At 54.7% G+C, this 18,122-nt stretch carries 14 protein-coding genes; 6 read left to right on the top strand and 8 right to left on the bottom strand.

The genetic code is table 11. The features are described 5' to 3' along the window. Positions 1–27: 27 nt before the first annotated feature. Positions 28–1,119, top strand: coding sequence for a hypothetical protein (locus D882_RS01000000130965; protein WP_177327603.1), 1,092 nt, complete (start codon positions 28–30; stop codon positions 1,117–1,119). A 62-nt stretch (positions 1,120–1,181) separates the two neighbouring features. Beyond that, entirely contained in the window at positions 1,182–2,591 is a 1,410-nt protein-coding gene (locus tag D882_RS01000000130960) for a DUF6035 family protein (protein ID WP_050590169.1), read from the top strand. A 1,206-nt stretch (positions 2,592–3,797) separates the two neighbouring features. Here D882_RS01000000130960 and D882_RS0110235 read toward each other — a convergent pair. Further along, entirely contained in the window at positions 3,798–4,079 is a 282-nt protein-coding gene (locus tag D882_RS0110235; RefSeq protein ID WP_027923150.1) for a helix-turn-helix domain-containing protein, read from the bottom strand. A gap of 85 nt (positions 4,080–4,164) precedes the next feature. Here D882_RS0110235 and D882_RS01000000130955 point away from each other — a divergent pair, with 85 nt between their 5' ends. Then, positions 4,165–4,614: a hypothetical protein gene (locus tag D882_RS01000000130955; protein WP_050590168.1), complete on the top strand. Its 450-nt coding sequence runs from the start codon at positions 4,165–4,167 to the stop codon at positions 4,612–4,614. A gap of 509 nt (positions 4,615–5,123) precedes the next feature. On the opposite strand, the gene D882_RS0110220 is transcribed toward D882_RS01000000130955, so the two are convergent. The 5 genes from D882_RS0110220 to D882_RS0110200 form a co-directional block, all read right to left on the bottom strand. Next, on the bottom strand, positions 5,124–7,217 hold the full coding sequence (locus D882_RS0110220; protein ID WP_027923148.1) for a hypothetical protein: 2,094 nt from the start codon (positions 7,215–7,217) through the stop codon (positions 5,124–5,126). Next, on the bottom strand, positions 7,204–8,559 hold the full coding sequence (locus D882_RS0110215; protein WP_256218364.1) for a tyrosine-type recombinase/integrase: 1,356 nt from the start codon (positions 8,557–8,559) through the stop codon (positions 7,204–7,206). The genes D882_RS0110220 and D882_RS0110215 overlap by 14 nt, the downstream gene beginning before the upstream one ends. A gap of 176 nt (positions 8,560–8,735) precedes the next feature. Further along, positions 8,736–9,989: a site-specific integrase gene (locus tag D882_RS0110210; RefSeq protein ID WP_027923146.1), complete on the bottom strand. Its 1,254-nt coding sequence runs from the start codon at positions 9,987–9,989 to the stop codon at positions 8,736–8,738. Positions 9,990–10,213: 224 nt separating this feature from the next. Next, the gene (locus tag D882_RS0110205; RefSeq protein ID WP_027923145.1) at positions 10,214–10,723 is read right to left on the bottom strand and encodes a cupin domain-containing protein; all 510 of its coding nucleotides are present in this window, start codon (positions 10,721–10,723) and stop codon (positions 10,214–10,216) included. Positions 10,724–10,826: 103 nt separating this feature from the next. Further along, positions 10,827–13,109 (bottom strand): heavy metal translocating P-type ATPase, encoded by a 2,283-nt coding sequence (locus D882_RS0110200; RefSeq protein WP_027923144.1) that lies wholly within the window; start codon positions 13,107–13,109, stop codon positions 10,827–10,829. Between the two features lie 280 nt (positions 13,110–13,389). Here D882_RS0110200 and arcD point away from each other — a divergent pair, with 280 nt between their 5' ends. After that, positions 13,390–14,880 carry an arginine-ornithine antiporter gene (gene arcD / locus D882_RS0110195; protein WP_032833480.1) on the top strand — a complete coding sequence of 497 codons (1,491 nt, stop codon included), beginning with the start codon at positions 13,390–13,392 and terminating at the stop codon, positions 14,878–14,880. A gap of 88 nt (positions 14,881–14,968) precedes the next feature. Continuing rightward, positions 14,969–15,511 (top strand): Hsp20/alpha crystallin family protein, encoded by a 543-nt coding sequence (locus tag D882_RS0110190; protein WP_027923142.1) that lies wholly within the window; start codon positions 14,969–14,971, stop codon positions 15,509–15,511. Between the two features lie 93 nt (positions 15,512–15,604). Here D882_RS0110190 and D882_RS0110185 read toward each other — a convergent pair whose 3' ends face one another. After that, positions 15,605–16,531 carry a universal stress protein gene (locus tag D882_RS0110185; RefSeq protein ID WP_027923141.1) on the bottom strand — a complete coding sequence of 309 codons (927 nt, stop codon included), beginning with the start codon at positions 16,529–16,531 and terminating at the stop codon, positions 15,605–15,607. A 224-nt stretch (positions 16,532–16,755) separates the two neighbouring features. Between D882_RS0110185 and D882_RS0110180 the strand changes: the two genes are divergently transcribed. After that, positions 16,756–17,286: a GNAT family N-acetyltransferase gene (locus D882_RS0110180; protein ID WP_027923140.1), complete on the top strand. Its 531-nt coding sequence runs from the start codon at positions 16,756–16,758 to the stop codon at positions 17,284–17,286. A gap of 30 nt (positions 17,287–17,316) precedes the next feature. Here the strand turns inward: D882_RS0110180 and D882_RS0110175 are convergent, their stop codons facing one another. Next, a complete protein-coding gene (locus D882_RS0110175; protein ID WP_027923139.1) occupies positions 17,317–17,973 on the bottom strand; it encodes a c-type cytochrome in 657 nt (218 codons plus the stop codon). Positions 17,974–18,122 lie beyond the last annotated feature (149 nt).

The following is an 18,122-nucleotide window of genomic DNA, read 5'->3' as shown; positions in this document are numbered from 1 at the left end:
CTTCCGTCAATGATCATGGAGAATGCGATGGGTAACCCCTCCGCCGCCCGAAAACAGTTAAAAGTGACGGTCTGCAATCCCTTCATTCCCCCCGTGGAATATCGGCAAGAGATGGTGCTTGCCTTGGAATGCATTGGGAAGCATCTCAGCCAGCGTGAATTTGAGGCGCTGGTGTACAAAAAGCTTCGCCTGGAAGATCCAGCGCCGGCGGAGTATCAATATCTCCAGTCGGCGGTCGAACTCACCGTATGCACTCACTACGCCCTAAATTTCCCCAGTGATTTCGTCTACGAAGACAGCGTGGTGCCGCCTCGTGATGTCGACTGTTCATTTCGCAGCGAAGGGTACAAATTCAACGTCGAAGTGAAGTGTGCTGATTATGCGGCCAAGCATGAGATCGACTCGGGTAGCGAGTTCATCATCCGGGCGATAGGACGACTCTCAGACTACAACGATGCAGTCGCTCAGCTTCAAGAGACCTTTGCCATTGGTGGTAAAACCTTGGCGAAAGGGCTCCACATGGACAACAAGCTGAAAGACTATTTATATGATGCTCATGGGAAATTCCCTGATGCGGCAGACCAAAGCCAGTACAACGTACTCGTCGTCGGATGCGATGATCCGTGGGACATGCAGCAATGGGAAGGCTATCTGACTGGCCAGCAGGGGCTATTTACCGACGACTCTTTTGCGGATGTCACGCGCTACGGCAACGTCGATCTGGTCGTACTGACCAATCTGTACCATCGCCACAAATCGGTCGCGGACAAGGACAAGCTAACCGGGCACTGGACGTTCCCCAATGCCTTTTGCCTTCTGTATGAAAATCCCAAATCCAAGAAGCCCAGGCAGATGTTCTATGCCTTTTCCAGGACGCTACGTTTTTACAACAACGAAGTGATCGAACATAAGATAAAGGGCGATGCACCTGATTCTCTCAAGGAGCGCCTAGCCATTTCCCATTATGTCGGGCAGGTGCTGTGGTCTAACGGGCAATACACCTTTCAACCCAAATCTGGGAAGTCACGGCAGGGTGGTAACGAGGCAGACGAGACGGCCAGGTCGAAAGCGCAGCCTGGTACAGAATTGTTGCCAGCCGGGTCGGCACTCGGTGAGTGAATTGGAACCGAATCAACGGATGGTCTGCAATGCAGCGAGCGCTGCGATGATGGAGGCACCTCGTGCGCACTTTGGAATACGCTCAGCCCACCGAGCAGATGAAACTGACGGACGTTATGGATCTGGACAGCGCGGCGCCTATCGAAATTGGCAGCTTCCTGACCCGCGAATTGTCTTTGGTCATACGGGACAGAGCGAAGCTGGCGTCGCGATTCCTACTAGATCGAGACATGCCCTGGCTAGTTTGCCAGCTGTGCGGCGCCGCGCTTTTGCTGGTTCGCACCCAGAATCGTTTTTTCCACTTCCGACATCACCCGAGTATCGAAGGGCTTATCAAGTGCGATATCTCGACCAAAGGTGAGCTCAGCCCAGCCCTGATCACTGCGATCAAATACAACGCGCAAAAAGAGAGCCAGGCACATATCCGGCTCAAAGGGATCATTCGCGACAGCCTGATTGCCGACCGATCGTGCGGCGAGCCCCAGGTCGAGAAAGTTTGGAAAGGGCGACCCGTTGCCGAACGTGCTACCTGGCGCAAGCCAGACGTACAAGTGGCCAGGGGCGATGAACGCATCGCGTTCGAGGTACAGTTGTCGACGACTTTCCTGACTGAGATCGTCGGGCGGAGGGAGTTCTATCGGGCCAATGGTGGATCGATGATCTGGGTATTCCAGAATTTTGATCCCAGCTCAACCAAGACAGCAGAGGAAGACATCTTCTTCCTAAACCACCTCAACGTTTTCATCGTCAACGATCGGACGCTGGCACGATCGAGGGATACCGGTCGAATGGCATTTGATTGCTGGTACGCTGTGCCCGGATTGATCGGCCGTACCATAGTCAATGAATGGAGGCGGGCTGAAGTGTTTCTGGACGAGCTGACGTTCAGTCCGGAGAAGCAGGTCGTGTTCTACAACGACTACCAGACACAGAGAGAGGTATTGGAGGCATCGGTCAACACTGACGTGCTACGCCGTGATTTCCATTCTTTCTGGACGGAGTACGGCAGGCAGGACACGCCAGAATCCCGAGTGCGTTGGGTCGATCTACGCGAGCGGATGGCAATTGCGTTTCCAGCTATCAAGCTCCCGAATTTCCACTGGACAGATCCTTTTCAAGGGGCAGTATCCATTGTGTTGAGCGCGCGCTACGGCCGGCCCATAGGCTACCGATTCGAGCGCCTGCTCAATGTCAGCAACCAAGCGTTCGATTCCTACAAACCTTTTCTGCTGCAGTTCGGCTGGACTCTGGAAATCTTTGAGCAGAATAAGCTGTTGGCCGAGCAGGACAAGAAGGGTACCTGGGCGAAGCGACGTGCAATAATCCGCACCGGATTCAAGGATCGGGATGAAGCATATCGACCCGATCTCCAGTTCAACCTGCTCTTCGCATTCCTGGTGCCGGAGCTCAAAGAACGATTGATCAACATGCGTCCTTGGTATTCACCAGGGCTTCGGATTACCGATCTGTGATCGCCACTGTGCTGAATCTCTGTAGCCATATTTTCAGCACCGCAAGTTTGGCATATGAGGATAATGGCAGGGAAGTCGCTTGCTTGGCTTGCGCTCGATCCAGGGCGCACCTTCCCCTCTACATATCGGCTCTGCTCTACAGCTCATGACTTTCTGCCCACGCTCTCTCGAATAGCTGCGAGCGCGTCCGGATATAAAGTTCGGTAGAGTGAAAACCCACTCCTGACTCAAGCTTGCCGGCCTTTCCAAAGTCGCTGCTAGAGACCCAGACAGTATCAGGAGCCACCAGGACGGCTTTCGCACCTATGTCATGGTGCACAGCGATCCGGAGCCAGGGCCTCGCTGCCTTTAGGGCTTTAGCCCCGGCAGTGGAGTCTGCGTGCGCAACTATCCAAATGTCTCGGGGGCGCTTATCCAAAATTTTCGTTATGTAATCTATATCAGGCAGACCACGGGTCAGGATCAAGATTTCGCCGGTGGCTTTGCTGATTTGACTCAAACGTGTAGCCCATGTCGACGCGCCAATGGACATCTTTGCGTCCGTGCATGAAAAAGCGAATCCGCCGCTGTCATCGCTGAAAGCCATGCCATGTCCACCCCAATTGTCTAGTGCATTATCGTGGCATAGAAGACCGTATGAGGTCGATAAGCTTGGTCGGTCCTTTTACTCCATTCATTTAAGGGCTCGCGGGTGACAGCCTGTCTTGCAATCACCGAACGAAATCCCATGGCCTAGTGTTCGCGGGAAAGGCCAAATAGCATTCCTCGATCGGCATCCATTTCATGATTGTTTCTTGAACATCAGTGCTACCACCGGAGTCGGTTTCATCGAGCAATTGGAGCATCGCGATCGACGCGGTAGCGCTGTTATTTAAGGAGGGTAGAAATCGAACCTTTGCCTATCGTGCGAACTCTGGTGGGGGAACGCGTTGACGTCGCGCTCCAGCAGGTTTTTTCATCACCTCTTTCAAACGCTGAGCAGATTCTTCTAGCTCGGACGGCGAAGCAAGGCTAACGGCAAGCATTAACGCATCACGGCGTTTCCGTTTACCTTCCAAAATTTCAGAGAGGCTATTTTCCGGCTTTACTGGGTGCTTCATCGCTGCTGACCTCGATCTTCGGATCAAATTGGATGCTAGCACAAGCCTTACAACCCACAGTCTTCCGTTGATCCCCTTTGCTTATGGAACGTAATCCGTCAGATGTTCATTTCATCTCGCTTGGCAGTTCCGTTCGAATTCGGGAAAACAGTTCGTCGAGGGAGACCGGATTGTCCTGAAGCAGATAACAACCTACGAGGATGGTCAGTGGATGAACATCCAATACAGATGCCAGTTCGTCTACCTTCTCGATCGTAGGGCTCTTCAGGCCGCGCTCCAGGGTGCTGAGATATGTACGACTGCTGACGTCGGAAAAATCCTCCTGCGAAAGCTTCCTTTTCGATCTCAGCTGTTTCAGAGCTGAGCCAAATGCCTGTTTCAGTTCCATATTGCCAATCTCGCAAAAGGAACGATGAAGCCTTTTCGAACTCTATAGGGCTACAATCTATAGTGTTCACTTTTGGAGTGGCGCTATGTTTATCACTCACAAACAAGCAAAGATTTTCCTCGACGCGTACCTGGGGGATGACTCTACCCAGTGCTGGCAGTACGTTGAGCAGACCACTCATTGCCCCTGGTTTTACGTCAAAGTAGGTCGACGACAAGGCAGTGAAGCGTTGACTAACATGGTTATGCTCCCCAGCATTTCAGCCCTTGAGCAGTTACTTAATGAACAAGGAGCAGACATCTGGGTGTTGGATGTACAGTTGGTTTCTCCGACTTATCTGAACGGAAGTGATGGGTGGAAGATGGAGAGGCTGTTAGAGGTGCGCGAAACGGTGGATGACCTCAGTAAGGAGGCGGCCTACGTGTATAGCCTGGAGGGAGGGCATATCTACACTGAGGCTCTGGGGGCCAGCACATCCGATCTACAAAATCTTCGTATCATTTTTTCGGCCACACCAGTATCTCGGCGAGCATGAGACCAACACGCTCGAACGGTTAACAGCAGCTTCGATACGCTAGCGCGTTAGGCAATCTTGCCTGGTCGCCGCGTCAGTTAGCGGCGTTGGCAACCTTTCTGCCTCTTACCGCTTTCGCAATGGAGCCAGTATGTTTTCGACATCCAGTCCTTTCAGCAGACAATTGTGCGCAATTACCGAAAGTGCTTCATAGAGCTGGTCTCGCTGCTTTATCAAGTCAGCATTCTCCACCTGAAGATTAGCAATACGTTCTTCGAGGCTTCTTCGGCGGCGGGCACCATCTGGATCTCTGCCACTCTCCTTGAGTTGTGCGATACGGGCGGACTCGATTCGTCTCCCACGGTCCCCCACTAAGGTAGCTCGGCTAGTCAGGCCTAATCGACGCTGCACCTCGGGGCGTGAAATAGGCGCGAGCTCCAGTCCTAAGCTAATCATTTGAGCGAGGAGGGCGTCGATAGCCTCGTCCAAGGTGCCGCCCCTCAAGATCTGTCGTTGCGCCATGGTCGCCTCTAATCATCCGAAACAGAACTGTGTCGTTTGTCCGTGTCGGCAACCGTCATTGGATGCCCATTTGGAAACACGCGTTGCACACCTACATTGGTATCGCGTGCGAGGACGGAATTTAAATTGTTGAGCTTGTCTTCCTGGTCCGCCAGCCATACATCGCTGCCTGCCTCTCCGGCGCCGGCATCGCGCATGATGATAATTGCCTTCGTCAGATTCTCGGCTTGTCTCTCAAGGTTGGCCCGCTCCGATGGAGTGCCCATCAGATGGAGATGCGAGCAGCCATTCCAGCATTGAAGATGCTTAGGGCAGGGCGCTTGGGAGAAATCGTGAATGCAACCTCCGAAGGGGGTCACGTGCAGAGCCGTGGCGTGTACGGTGAGGAATGCTTCTGCAGTGGTCGTGCCTTTATCTGACAGCAACGCATGGTAACTGTCGGTCAACGCGCCCTGAATGCGTTTATCTCTTATGCCTGTATGCAGAAAATCGATGCGCTCGTGATGGCTATTGAACGCCAAAAACTCATGATGCGCAGCAGTGTTTTCCTCAATGCTCGTGTGTTGGTAGTAGACATTCTGGTCGAGGCGTTTTCGACCTAAGGCCAATGCTTGCTGAACATCACTCATGCCGGTCAGATGGTAAATTGTGTTTCGCCAGTGTCGAGGTTGGTGACTGGTTAGCCGAATCGGATTTCCATCGGCTTCAACGAACGACCGGCGGGAAAAAATAGATGGGTATCGCGGATCAGCGCCCAGCGCCCGATTGATATCTTGCAAGGTCACCCGGCGCGGTATTGCACGAAATATATTTTCCTCACGTCCACCGCAACGAAATTGACCGTCGAAGGCAATGGCCAATGTTTCGCTAGTTCTAAGTATTACTTGAAGCCCGCTGGAATGAGCTTCTGCCAGGGTTACATGGTCACCGACTTTAAGTGCGATGAGAGTCTCAATCTCTCCGGCAGAGTAACAGCGATATTCTTCATCACCTTCATCCGACCAGCCAACGGGATGCACGCCGTTGCGATCTAAATAAAGACCCAAGTTTCTGAAGTTGCTAAAGCCTAACCACTTGATGACTTCATTCTCTGGCAAAATTGTATTTGGCAAGTGCTCCCAAATACGGCCTGGATTTTTTTCTTGCCATTGCGCTATCTTACGCTGCTCGATAGTTAAAATTTTTAACCGCTCGATAGCACGCCTCGCCAAAGGAATGTCGCTTTCTGCGAGCCAATGCACACGAGATTGAAATTGCTTTTCCGCAAAATACCTGATCCCGCATTCGACCAGAGGACTGCCGTAGGCATCTACAACCACCTCACCTGTCGCCCCTTTGATCGGCCTTTCGACCCAACAGTCATAGGGGACTACTGCTACCTCATTGCCTCGTTGCCCTGTCGCGATCAATAAATCGATTACTCGTAACAATACTTCTTCGCCGTCACTGAGCGGCTTGTTCGAACACAGAGCGTAAGCTTCCATCGCCTCGCGAGAAGGCAATTTATCATCAGATTTACGCTGTTTTACCGCACGATCAGGATCGTGCAATGAAATGTAGTCGTGGCGACGGTTTTCTGGTTTGGCATCATGCTCAAAGTGGATGGCGATCTCGGTTAATTGCATTTTATCAATCGTATCCGCTATTACCTGAAGGTGAGAGACCGCATCGTAAAGATTCTTGTAGCCACTCTCGCGGAGAAATCCTACGACGCGGTCAAAATCGTCCCGAGTCAACTCTGTGGGGTCGGATACGCCGCGTTCAAATAACGGGTTGTACAGCCGCCGGACGGCAATATTGTATGCAGCGACCATAGAAAACTTCAGACTCCGGGTGCGCTGCAGATATACGATTAGTGCCTTGCAAAAATCCTGGAAACCCAAGGGGAGGGCAGTTTTAGGAGGAACAGAATAGCCATACCTTTCAAGCGATTGTCGATGTGTTTCAAAGGTTATGGTCTGTTGCTTTAGCCGTTGCGGCAACCAACGCTCGACCGACCACAATGTTGATGCCCACGGCGTTGTAATCGGTAATGACCGAAAAACCACTTGTTCCTGTTTAATGAAGCCTTCGAGACTCTGCCTTGCCCTAGACTGCGTCATCTGCGGCATCCTCCGTGTGTTTCCGGCAGCGCTCGATCGTAGCGCTTACCGCCAGGATGGTTGTCTGATGCTGGGCGAGGGGCCGGTTGTGAATGAGATCTCCGGCTTGTTCTGCCACGTCTATGAACCGTTGCGCTTCTCGTTGCAGCGCCTCTTTTACCTGCTCATGGCGGCCGTCAGCAAAGGGGTGAAACTTCTTGCAGGTGTAGCAGGCGTAGACGGGATTGTAGGGGCAGTGCGTATGAACCGGGAGGGCGCATGCACCGATGTCCCCAATGTACTGTGTGTCGATCACGCCACGGATCGCTCTTTCGGCAACAGTATCGCGGCGTTGCACGACTTCCCCGGTCAAGAGACTGCGCATAATGCGTTGATAGGCGGGACTCTTGCCGAGTGCTTTTTCTTTGATCCGGGCAATGTTGGGAGTTGCCGTGACGTAAGCGCGCGCCGCTACTGTGCTGTTGTGGCCAAGCAGCTCGGCAATCATATCTACCGGTGTTCCCTGGTCAGCCAACCCTTGCCCGAGGTGATGACGCAACAAGATAGTTACCTGGTTAGGCTTGTCTATCCCTGCTTCACGCAGTTCATGTTTGAGGCCTATACCGATTTCGTTAACGGACAGGCGTTTTCCATTAGGACTGACAAATAATGGTCCGCAGTCGCTGCCAAACAGGCGGTGAATTTCCGAGATGTGGCGTGAGATTTTTTCACCCAGTCGGGAGGTGACTTTGCGGGGCCGTCGCTCAAGTCTGCGCTGGCCGGCCTTTTTGGCCATGGGTAGCCATAGGGTGTAGTACCTCTCATGATCAGCGCTTTCAATGAACTCAAAGTCCGCGATGTCAAGCGAGTGGAATTGAATCGAGCGTGGTGCGAGTTCGAAACCTAAGTGAAGTACTATATTGAACTGAGCGTCCTCCCAAGAGTTAGGTGAAACTTCTCGTTCAATGCGTTTGAGCAATCGAACTTCCTCATCGAGGTCTAAACCAGACTGTGAGAGGAAAATTCGTGCATACGGGTCAACTCGATCTGATTTCACATCCTTGATTTTTAAGTAGGTGATTGGATCGAAGCCATTGATTCCTCTATCCATTGCCCATCGGTAAAGCCTTCGAAATCCTATAAGTACTGTCCTCGTTTTTTTGAGTTCCTCGAGAGCAGCGACCAGTTGATGGTTGTCCCAAGGAAGTCCGGTCGCGAGATTTGTTCTAGATAAAAAACGTAGGGTATCTACGAACATTACCGCGGTTCGAGGGGCATATTTCTCAAGTGCATAGGCCATAAAACCTTTGCCTATTTCGATTAGCTCCGAATTCAATTGGAGTGCAGTCCAATCGATTTTCATCGAGAGCCCACCGTCGTACCACGTCCACACCTTCAGCCTGGTATCGACGTATCGTGGCTGATCATTGGTGCGTGTTCGAATAGCGACCTGAGCCGGCCCTTGGAACAAATAACCTGTAAAAGAGGAGGAGGGTGAAGCATGATCTTGGCCAACTGATTTAGTCACAGCGAACCTCCCTAACTGTCAAATCGGCGCCAGGCTGCCGAGGCACGCTGGGCATTGTGGTGGTTGGCCGACTCCGCTAGATAACGACTTGCATAACGGCGTGGCATCGTCGAAGTGTCAGACCAACCGCAGACTCGCCGGAGTTCGTCCGTGGCCCGCTCGAGGTCATACCCACGTTGCTCGACCAGGTAAGCCAAAAACCGGTCGGCAAAGGTGTGGCGAAAGTCATGCGCGGAAAGTGTAGGCAACAACCCCGGATGAGCCAGTTCAATGGTCAGAAACAGCCGATCAAGGACGTTAGACAACGCGCGGATCGACAGCGGGCGCCCTCGATCCGAAATGAACAAATAGCGGTATGGCAATTTCATCGGTTTGCCGTCACGCATTGGGCGCCGCTCGCTCTGGATATAGCGCTCATAGACCTCATACAACTGTGCGGAGATACCTACGGTCCGTCCGTGCGTTTTCAGCGCAGGCTCTTCAGCGCGCGGGTCACCTGGGTCATTTTCGCGATCATTGATACTGACATAGGCATGTTGTGAACCCTGATTGATGTCCGTGGTGTAGAGCTTCAGAAGCTCACCGCGCCGTATACCCGTCTCCAACAGCAATTCAATCATTAGCCAATTGCGCAACTGCAATCGTTCTGGAAACGGATTCTCTGCAGCGCCCGGGCGAATCAGTGTGCGAATGATCTGGAGTTGCGTATCTGTCAGGCTGCGGTAACGAGCATGGTCGGGACGAACATTGATGATGTGGCTCTCAAAGCGTCGTTCAATGACGTCGGCGACATCTGCAAATACCACCTCGATGTTAGCCAGGGTGGTTGAGTTTTGACGAGCGCGCGGGATGTATCGGGTAACACACCAGGACAGGTATAGCTTCAGCAATCGCAGGTACTGGTCACGGGTACGAGGATCGATCTTCGGAAAAGGTTCCATATCAGCTGTGCCGATTCGGGCGATCAGGTTGTCGGCTTGACGGCCGCTTTGGAGCCAAATGGCGTAACCGTCCAGTAAAGCCAGGATCGATTCGAAGTGGCAGGCCAAGATGGCCTCATCGATATCCAGACCTCGAGTTTTGGCATAGGTGTAGAACGTCTGGATCGCACGCAGATGTGCCGCAGCAGTGTTGTAAGCGCGGTACCTTAGCTTGAGTTGAACGTAGATGAACGGGACAAGCATGGGCAACGGCGCCACATCTCCGGTCTGCACGAGCAACGGTACACGCTGCCCAGATGAGTAACGGCACTGAATCAGCTTCATCGGCAGCCACCTCATTCAAGGACTCGCCATGAACACGAAGTACATGGCCCGTTGAGAGAGTGGACGCCAGAAGCGGGTTTGTCGAATCAGTGGCTTGGGCAGCTCATGAACATCTATGACATGACCTGTCGTTTAACATAATATACATTACACGTAACAACGTATTTCAGGATCAGCCCGGTTGTTGCACGCAGATTTCGCAGCCCTCAATTCACCTCAAGCCCTTATCCGCGTGTAAGCCTTTCTATCAGCATCGAATACTCAGGAAACCGCTCACTGAGCTTTTCTCGAGCACCCAATTCCATATCCGCGTAATCAAACCCGGGCGACACCGCTTCACTGATCAAACCGAATCCTGCCGATCCCTCTACAAGCCGCGAAGCTTTCCAGACGCCGCCAGGTACATTCAGCTGCAAACATTCTCCTGCGATGACATCGCTACCCATCAAGACAGTCTTCAACGTACCGTCCGGAAAAATCAGCGAGTACTCGATGGCGTCACCCAAATGGTAGTAATGAACGATATCGGACTGGTTGAGATGAAAATGGCCAACGGGAGAATCTTTCGTTAGCAGATAGAAAATCGACGTCATTCGGTAACGCTGGCCACCGGTTGTTGTGACCATGCTTTGATCGTCTGACTGATACGTTCTGCGGTAGTAGCCGCCTTCCAAATGGGGCTCCAGATCGAGCGCTGCGACCAGTTCTTCTATCCAGGGTGTCTTTAAAGCCATTATGGAAACCCCTATTTAGCGTTATCGACGTATATATCTGCATGTTTGCAGTATTTAGCGACATAACTCGACTAAATACCCATTTAGTCGAGTTGGCAACCTTCTAGCGCCCGTCCAGATAACGGAACAGTTCCTCTTCCTGATCAAAGTGCAGTCGCACAAGGGTATCCAGACGGATCAGCTGATGCTGAATCTCATCAGCAGGCGTTGTCGCAGGGTCGGCGCTGAAGTCGCCGCTCATGCGCGCCAGTAAATGGATGAGGCGAAAAATCTCTCGATGCACGTGACTCATGGCCGACATCGGGTCCTCCCCCGGCATGCTTTGCGTCAGCAGCGGGTACAGTGTGTTTTCATCTTCGTGTTCATGCTGCGCCAGTGATGTTTGCAGCTTGTCGACCAGTTCCTGCAAGTCTGTCTGTGCTTGCGCAAGTGGGCGCTGGGCAAAGTCGCTGGCCAGTTGGTGCAGATCGCTCAGCACGGTGGAGAGTTGCTGGTGTTCGTCTTGCAGGTGATCGATGTGCTCTGCGGTAAGGTCTCGTTTCCTCAACGCCCATAACGGCCCCAATGCCCGCAAGGCGTTAATGATGATCGCGACGTCGATGCCCTCCTGCACCACGGCGCCAATCAGCGGCGGCAAGTAGCCAAAGGCGGCTGCCGCCATGGCCAGCAATGACATTCCCATCCCGACCAGCACACCTTGGCGTGCGATGTAGCGGGTTCGTCGGGCAATGTCCAACGCCTCGACCAGGCGATCCAGACGATCCACCAACAGCACAACGCCAGCGGCTTGCGCAGAAGCCGTGGCACCGCCCGCCCCCATGGCTACGCCGACGTTGGCCGCCGCCAGCGCCGGGGCATCGTTGATGCCGTCGCCGACCATCAGTGTGCTAGCGCGCAGGCAACCTTGCTGTACGGCACGCACTTTATCCTCGGGGGTCAACCCGGCACGCAGCTCGTCAATCCCGGCAGACAGCGCAATCATCTCCGCGGTTTCCAGGCGATCCCCGGTGAGCATGACGATCTTTTCGATGCCCCTGTTGCGCAGTCGACGCAGCGTCTGCGGGGTTTCGCGCCGAACCTTGTCCGAGAAAACCAGCAGGCCTGCGAGTTTGCCATCCACGTCGATGAAGCTTCCACTGCACGCCAGGTAATCCATGTGGCGCAGCATGGCGGCGACCCAGTCGGTTTCAGGGGGCGCTTTGTGAACAAAAGACAATGTGCCGAAACGCACCTGCACGCCATCGACGCGCCCACAAAGTCCAGAGCCTGGGCTTTCTTCTACTGTCTGCGGGACGCTGAGCGGCAACTGGCGCTGATGGGCCGCTTCAACAATTGCCTGGGAAACAGGATGCGTCGAGGCCTGTGCCAGCGAAGCGGCCAGGGCAAGCAGGCGCTGCGGATCGCCCAGTCCGTTGACCTCTATCGACTGCAGGCGCGCATGGCCGCTGGTCAGCGTGCCGGTCTTGTCGAGAAACACTTGTTTGACCCCGGCCAGCGCTTCCACGGTCGCGCCGTCCTTGATCAAGATCCCGCGCCGCGCTGCCCTCGAAATACCCGACATGAAGGCAATCGGTACGGCCAGAATCAAAGGGCAAGGTGTGGCCACCACCAGCACGGCCAGCGCGCGCAAAGGATCGCCACTCAATTGCCAGGCCAATCCGGCGATCAGCAATGTCAGTGGGATGAAGAACAAGGCATAGCGGTCGGCCAGGCGCACGAAAGGTGCGCGCGAACGACGTGCCTCCTCGGCCAGCCGCACGATGCCCGCGTAGGTACTCTGCGCGGCCGTTCGCGTGGCGATTAGCAGGATGGGCGCACCGACGTTGGAAACGCCGCTGGGCAGTTGCTCTCCTTCTCGACGGGTGACAGGCAGCGACTCACCGCTGAGCGCCGATTCGTCCAGAATGGCCGCAGGACTTAGCAGCCGACCGTCGACCGGGATCACCTCTCCCATCCGCACCAACAATGTTTGATGCAGCTGGACCTGCTCAACCGGAATCTCGCGCAAGCCGCCCTCCTCCTGCAGCCAGGCAAAACGTGGCGCCCGGTCGATGAGCGCACGAAGCTCACGGTCAGCGCGTTGCTTGGTGAAAAACTCCAGGGTCCGTCCAGTCGCCAGCATCAAGGCAATCACCGCCGCCACCAGTGTCTGGTCAAAGACCAGGGCGGCAGTGATCGACAGCAGCGCGATCAGGTCGACACCGGCCTCGCGCCGGGCCAGGCGCCTGACGATTTCAACGAGCAGTACCGCAGACATCACCAGACTTCCCGCGGCCCAGCACCTCGATGCCCAATCAGGTGCTTGCGCAACATACGCAATGCCGCCGGCCAGCAGCGTCAGTGCGGTGAGCAGCAACAGAACGGGGTCCAGCCACTTACTGAGCATTGAAGTGAGTTCCTTAAAAGCGATGTGCATGCCTCGCTGTAAAAACATCTGTCGTTCATCGAGGTAGAGCTTAGGACTCGAATGCCTTTCGTGTCCGCGGGGCGCCGCAATTTCGGCGTTCGATACAACACAAGTCATGGTTGTGCCCGGGCAAATCGGGTGTTTGCCGTCTTTCTGATCTAAATCAATCAGGCGTTGGACGGACACGTAGACATTAGAGTCAGCATTCGTACACATCGCATTCGATGTGTGCAGAAACTCTCGTTTCGTGGAGGCTCCCATGGCTACGCACCTGCAAGGCACCCAACCGGTCATCCCGCCGACTGCCCACCCACTTGCAGGCAGTTTGCGAAAGGTGGAGCCCAAACGCTTGTCCTTGAGTTTGCTGATTGCGCTGGTGGTCGGTTCGATGATCGGCAGCGGCATTTTCAGCCTGCCGCAAAACATGGCGGCCAGTGCCGGCGCCGGAGCCATTCTGATTGGCTGGCTGATCACCGGTGTCGGCATGTTGTCGCTGGCGCTGGTTTATCAAACCTTGTCCAACCGTCAACCGGCTCTGGATAACGGTGTGTTTGCCTATGCGCGTGCCTTGGGTGGCGAATTCCTCGGGTTCAACTCAGCCTGGGGTTACTGGATCAGCGCCTGGATCGGCAACGTCAGCTACCTGGTGATTTTGTTCGCGGCGCTGAGTTATTTCTTCCCGCTGTTCGGTGAAGGCAATAACAAAGCGGCGATTGCCGGCGCGTCCGTGGTGCTGTGGTCGTTGCACTGGATGATCCTCAGAGGGATGCGCACTGCGGCCCGGGCCAACGCGTTGACCACGGTAGCCAAGATCGTACCGTTGCTGCTGTTTATCGGTCTGGTGATCGCGGCCTTCCAGCGTGAAACCTTCACGGTCGATTTCTGGGGCTCGCCCGCGCTGGGCAGCACCCTCGATCAGGTCAAAAGCACTATGTTGGTCACCGTTTGGGTGTTCATCGGGATCGAAGGCGCCAACGTGTTCTCCGCCCGCGCCGCAGAACGCGCCAACGTCGGTCGCGCCACCGTCATCGGTTTTGTCATCACCCTGTTGCTGTTGATTGCGGTGTCGCTGCTGTCACTGGGCATTCTGAAACAACCGGAGTTAGCCGCCCTGAAAAACCCTTCGATGGCCGGCGTACTTCAGGCTGCCGCCGGGCCATGGGGCGCAGTGCTGATCAGCATCGGCTTGATCATTTCGGTGGGGGGCGCCCTGCTCGCCTGGACGCTGCTCGCAGCGGAGTCGGTGTTCACACCAGCCAAGGAAAAGGTGATGCCAGGTACGCTCGCCGTGGAAAACACCCAAGGTGTACCGGCCAATGCACTGTGGATCACCAACGGCTGCATTCAACTGTTCCTGTTACTGACGCTGTACTCGAGCGCCACTTACCTTGCGCTGATTTCCCTGGCCACCTCGATGATTCTGCTGCCCTACCTGTTTAGCGGTGTGTATGCGCTGAAACTGACCTTGCAGGGCCAGACCTACGCCGGCCACCGCGCCTTGCAACTGCGTGACATGGCCATCGCCGCGGTCGCGACGCTGTATTGCCTGTGGCTGCTGTATGCCGCCGGGCCTAAATACATGTTGCTCAGCGCTTTGCTCTACGCCCCCGGTTCGTTGATTTACCTGGCCACCATCAGGTCTCGCCAGGGACAACCGCTCAGCGGCCCTGAGACCGGGCTGTTGATCATTATCTGGACGGCCGCAGCCTTCGCCGGCTGGATGCTGTGGTCCGGGACACTGGCCTTGTAAGGTCAGTATCACGTGTTTGTTCTGTCGTGGTGGACCGCCAAACGGGTGTTCGCGATCCATCTCTATTACCCAAGAGGAGGAAATCAAAATGAGCAACAGTGAAAAAAAAGTACCGGTTCATAGCGACGACAAAGCCAGTCAGCATCCAGTGACAACAGACGTCTGGCGCCCCCTGGAAAAGCTTCGGCAACAGGTTGATCACCTGTTCGAAGACTTCAATCGAGGCTCGGGGCTGTCGCCATTCGGTCGCGGGCTGTTTGATGTCGAGCCGCTCTGGCGACGGGAACTGATCGGCCATAGCCTGCCTGCCGTGGACATCTGCGAGAAAGACAAAAGCTACGAAATCACAGCTGAGCTGCCCGGCATGGATCAGAAAAACATTGAGATCAAACTGTCCAACGGCAGCCTGATCATCAAGGGCGAAAAGAAAGAGGACAAGGAAGAGAAAGGAAAGGGTTATCACCTCAGCGAGCGTCACTACGGCTCCTTCGAGCGGGTGTTCAACTTGCCCAAAGGTGTCGATGCCGAGAAGATCGACGCGAGTTTCAGCAAGGGAGTGCTGAGCATCTCGCTGCCGAAAAAGCCCGAGGCCATGAAAGCGGATAAAGTCGTGCCAATCAAAGGCGAGTGAGTCCCAGGCTGCCCTGCCCCTGTCGGGAAACCGGTGGGGGCTTTTTTATGTTCATTGCAAAAGACTGAAACAAGGCGCGCGTTAATGCTGCGATCACAAGTTTTCTTCGACGCAGGAATTGGATTGTCTGACCGCCAGAATGCTGCCCTGCAACGAATACAGCGCGCGCTCCATAGTGCTGCCGATGAATCGATCAGTGCCCACCCGATGCACGGTGCCCATCACCACGACGTCAACCTGGTAATCATCGACAACTGCACTGATCACCGGCATCGGCAGCCCCATGAAAAAATGCCGGCGCTCTGGAGCAATGCCATAGCGCTCAGCCAGGGTGTTGAAGGCCTGATGAAGGGACTCTCGCAACCCATCCATGAAGGCCACATTCCAGCCGCCGGTGATCAGCGGCGTATCGCCATTGAATGCAGGCGATAAATCATAGGCGTAAAGCAGGTGCAGCGATGCGTCGCATTGCACGGCCAGCGTATGAGCTGCCTGAATAATGGCATCGTTCACATCATGGATTTGTGTGACCGTATCAAACAGGTCCACAGCGGCGACGATCCGATGAGGCAACTCATGATGGACCTGGTTGACCAGGTGCAACGCAACGGGACATCCACGCAGCAAATGGTAATCCAAAGGTGTAACGAACACCCGTCCAAGTACCGGGTCTACCGTGACATCCTTGATGACCAGGTCGGGCTTGAGCGCTTCTACACATTTCAAGATGTCGAGCACTGGATCGCAGGTAAAGACAACTTGCACGTTCACCTCTAATCCCTGTGCATTGAGACGCTGAAGTGTCTGGTCCCTCCAGTGGAGATAATGGCGCTGATATCGCTGATCCCCCTCCTCGTCTCTGTTCTCTTCCCACACTGGCGCCATGGGCGCCGGTTCTATAAAGGCTCGTACATCCAGCATGGCTCCACTGGCCCTGGCCAGGGCGATGGCACGCAGCAAGGCTGGGGCCTCTTTCAGGTTTGGGTTGGCGATCAGCAGCAAGCGTTGATAGTGGGCCATGACACACCTCCTCTCTACACCGGCCCATAGCGTGGCCATGTTCAAAGACTGCGCTTGTTGCGCCCTTTGCCTGTTTGATTTACATCAAATCCAGGCAATTGAGCGCGCTGTCACAAGAGAGCTGATCCAGATCATATTCAGGCGCAGTCAGCGGAGTAGAAAGAAGTGAATCGCGAGATTTTCCACTGCGCGCCAACCTTTGAAGTCGGCTGGAGGATCGCATCATGATCACTGTCAAAGACCCTGATGATCGGGCCTCTGAAGCCTATTCCAAAGTCACTGGGAAATACTGGATCGAAGCGCTCAAGGATGGTCGTCACGTGTTGATCCGGCAACTGACGGAAAAAGACCGCGAGCGAGAGTACAGCTTCATCAAACAGCTGTGCCCTGAGTCCCGGCACATGCGCTTTCTCACGCAGATCAACGACCCCGGGAACAAGCAGTGCCTGGCATACATCGCATTGGTCCACGAAAATGGCCAATTGATCGAGATCGGCGTCAGCCGTTATGTCGCCACGGGCGAATATAAGTGTGAATGTACGGTGACAGTCGCCGATCAATGGAAGCATCTGGGGCTGGGGACGCTATTGATGGCACATTTGATCAGGGCCGCGCGCAAGAACCGTTTCCACCAGATGTATGCGGTCGACGCCTCCAGCAATGCCCCGATGCGCGAGCTGGCCAGATCCCTGGGCTTCGAAACGCGCAACGATCCCTTTGATACCCGTCAGGTGATTCACGGCCTGTACCTGTAAAACGACTTGAGCGCTGTCAGCGAAAAGCCATTATTTTTTTGCCCCCAGTGTTGCCATGTAATGGGCGACAGATTCGGCATCCGCATCCGACAGTGAATGATGTTGCTTCATCAGGGCGTCCCGGGGGCGCAGTTCGGTCTGTTGAAGCACCTTGATCTGGCGACTCATATAAGCGGCATGTTGACCCGCCAGGCGGGGAATCGGGCCATCTCCCTGACCGTCAGCACCGTGGCACGAACTGCACTGCGCGACGCCCGCCCCAGGCAAGCCCTGGCGAAAGATCAATTCACCGCGGGCATCGGGTGTGTCGGCATCCGCCTTCATGGGGCTCTGACTTGAAAAATAGTCAGCCAGTTCGGCTATCTGGGTCTGCGTCAGATGGGTAAATCCCCACATGTACTGAGTCCCGGTTTTATCACTGCGTGCATGGTCCTTGAAGTCAGCCAACTGCAACTTCAGGTACTCTTTTTGCTGCCCGGCTAACTTGGGAAACAATGGCGAGAAGGACTCTCCCGTCTGGCCATGGCATTGGGCGCAAACCTGGTCGTTCATGACGATACCGGACATGGGCGAGGTTGTTTGCGATGGCTCTTCGCTCGTACGGGTACACCCCATGAGCGCTGCCAAGCAGAGGGCAAGAGCAAGATGTGATCGGTTGAAAAAACTCTTCATGCCAAATGCTTCCATGATCTACGCCCCTGTGTTCAGCGGATCAATACGCGTCCTTCACCTGCCGTTCAATTCCCTCTGCTGATGACAGCCCTAGGCTGGAGCCTAGCTAGACGCAGACCATTTACAAGGTCAGAGCAGAATGAGCCTTGCGAGCCTGCATTCAG

Origin of the sequence: Pseudomonas sp. URMO17WK12:I12, from assembly GCF_000514395.1 — a bacterium.
GTDB lineage: Bacteria > Pseudomonadota > Gammaproteobacteria > Pseudomonadales > Pseudomonadaceae > Aquipseudomonas > Aquipseudomonas mucoides.
The sequence above is the reverse complement of the archived record's forward strand: the minus strand, read 5'-3'. Positions and strand labels throughout refer to the sequence as shown.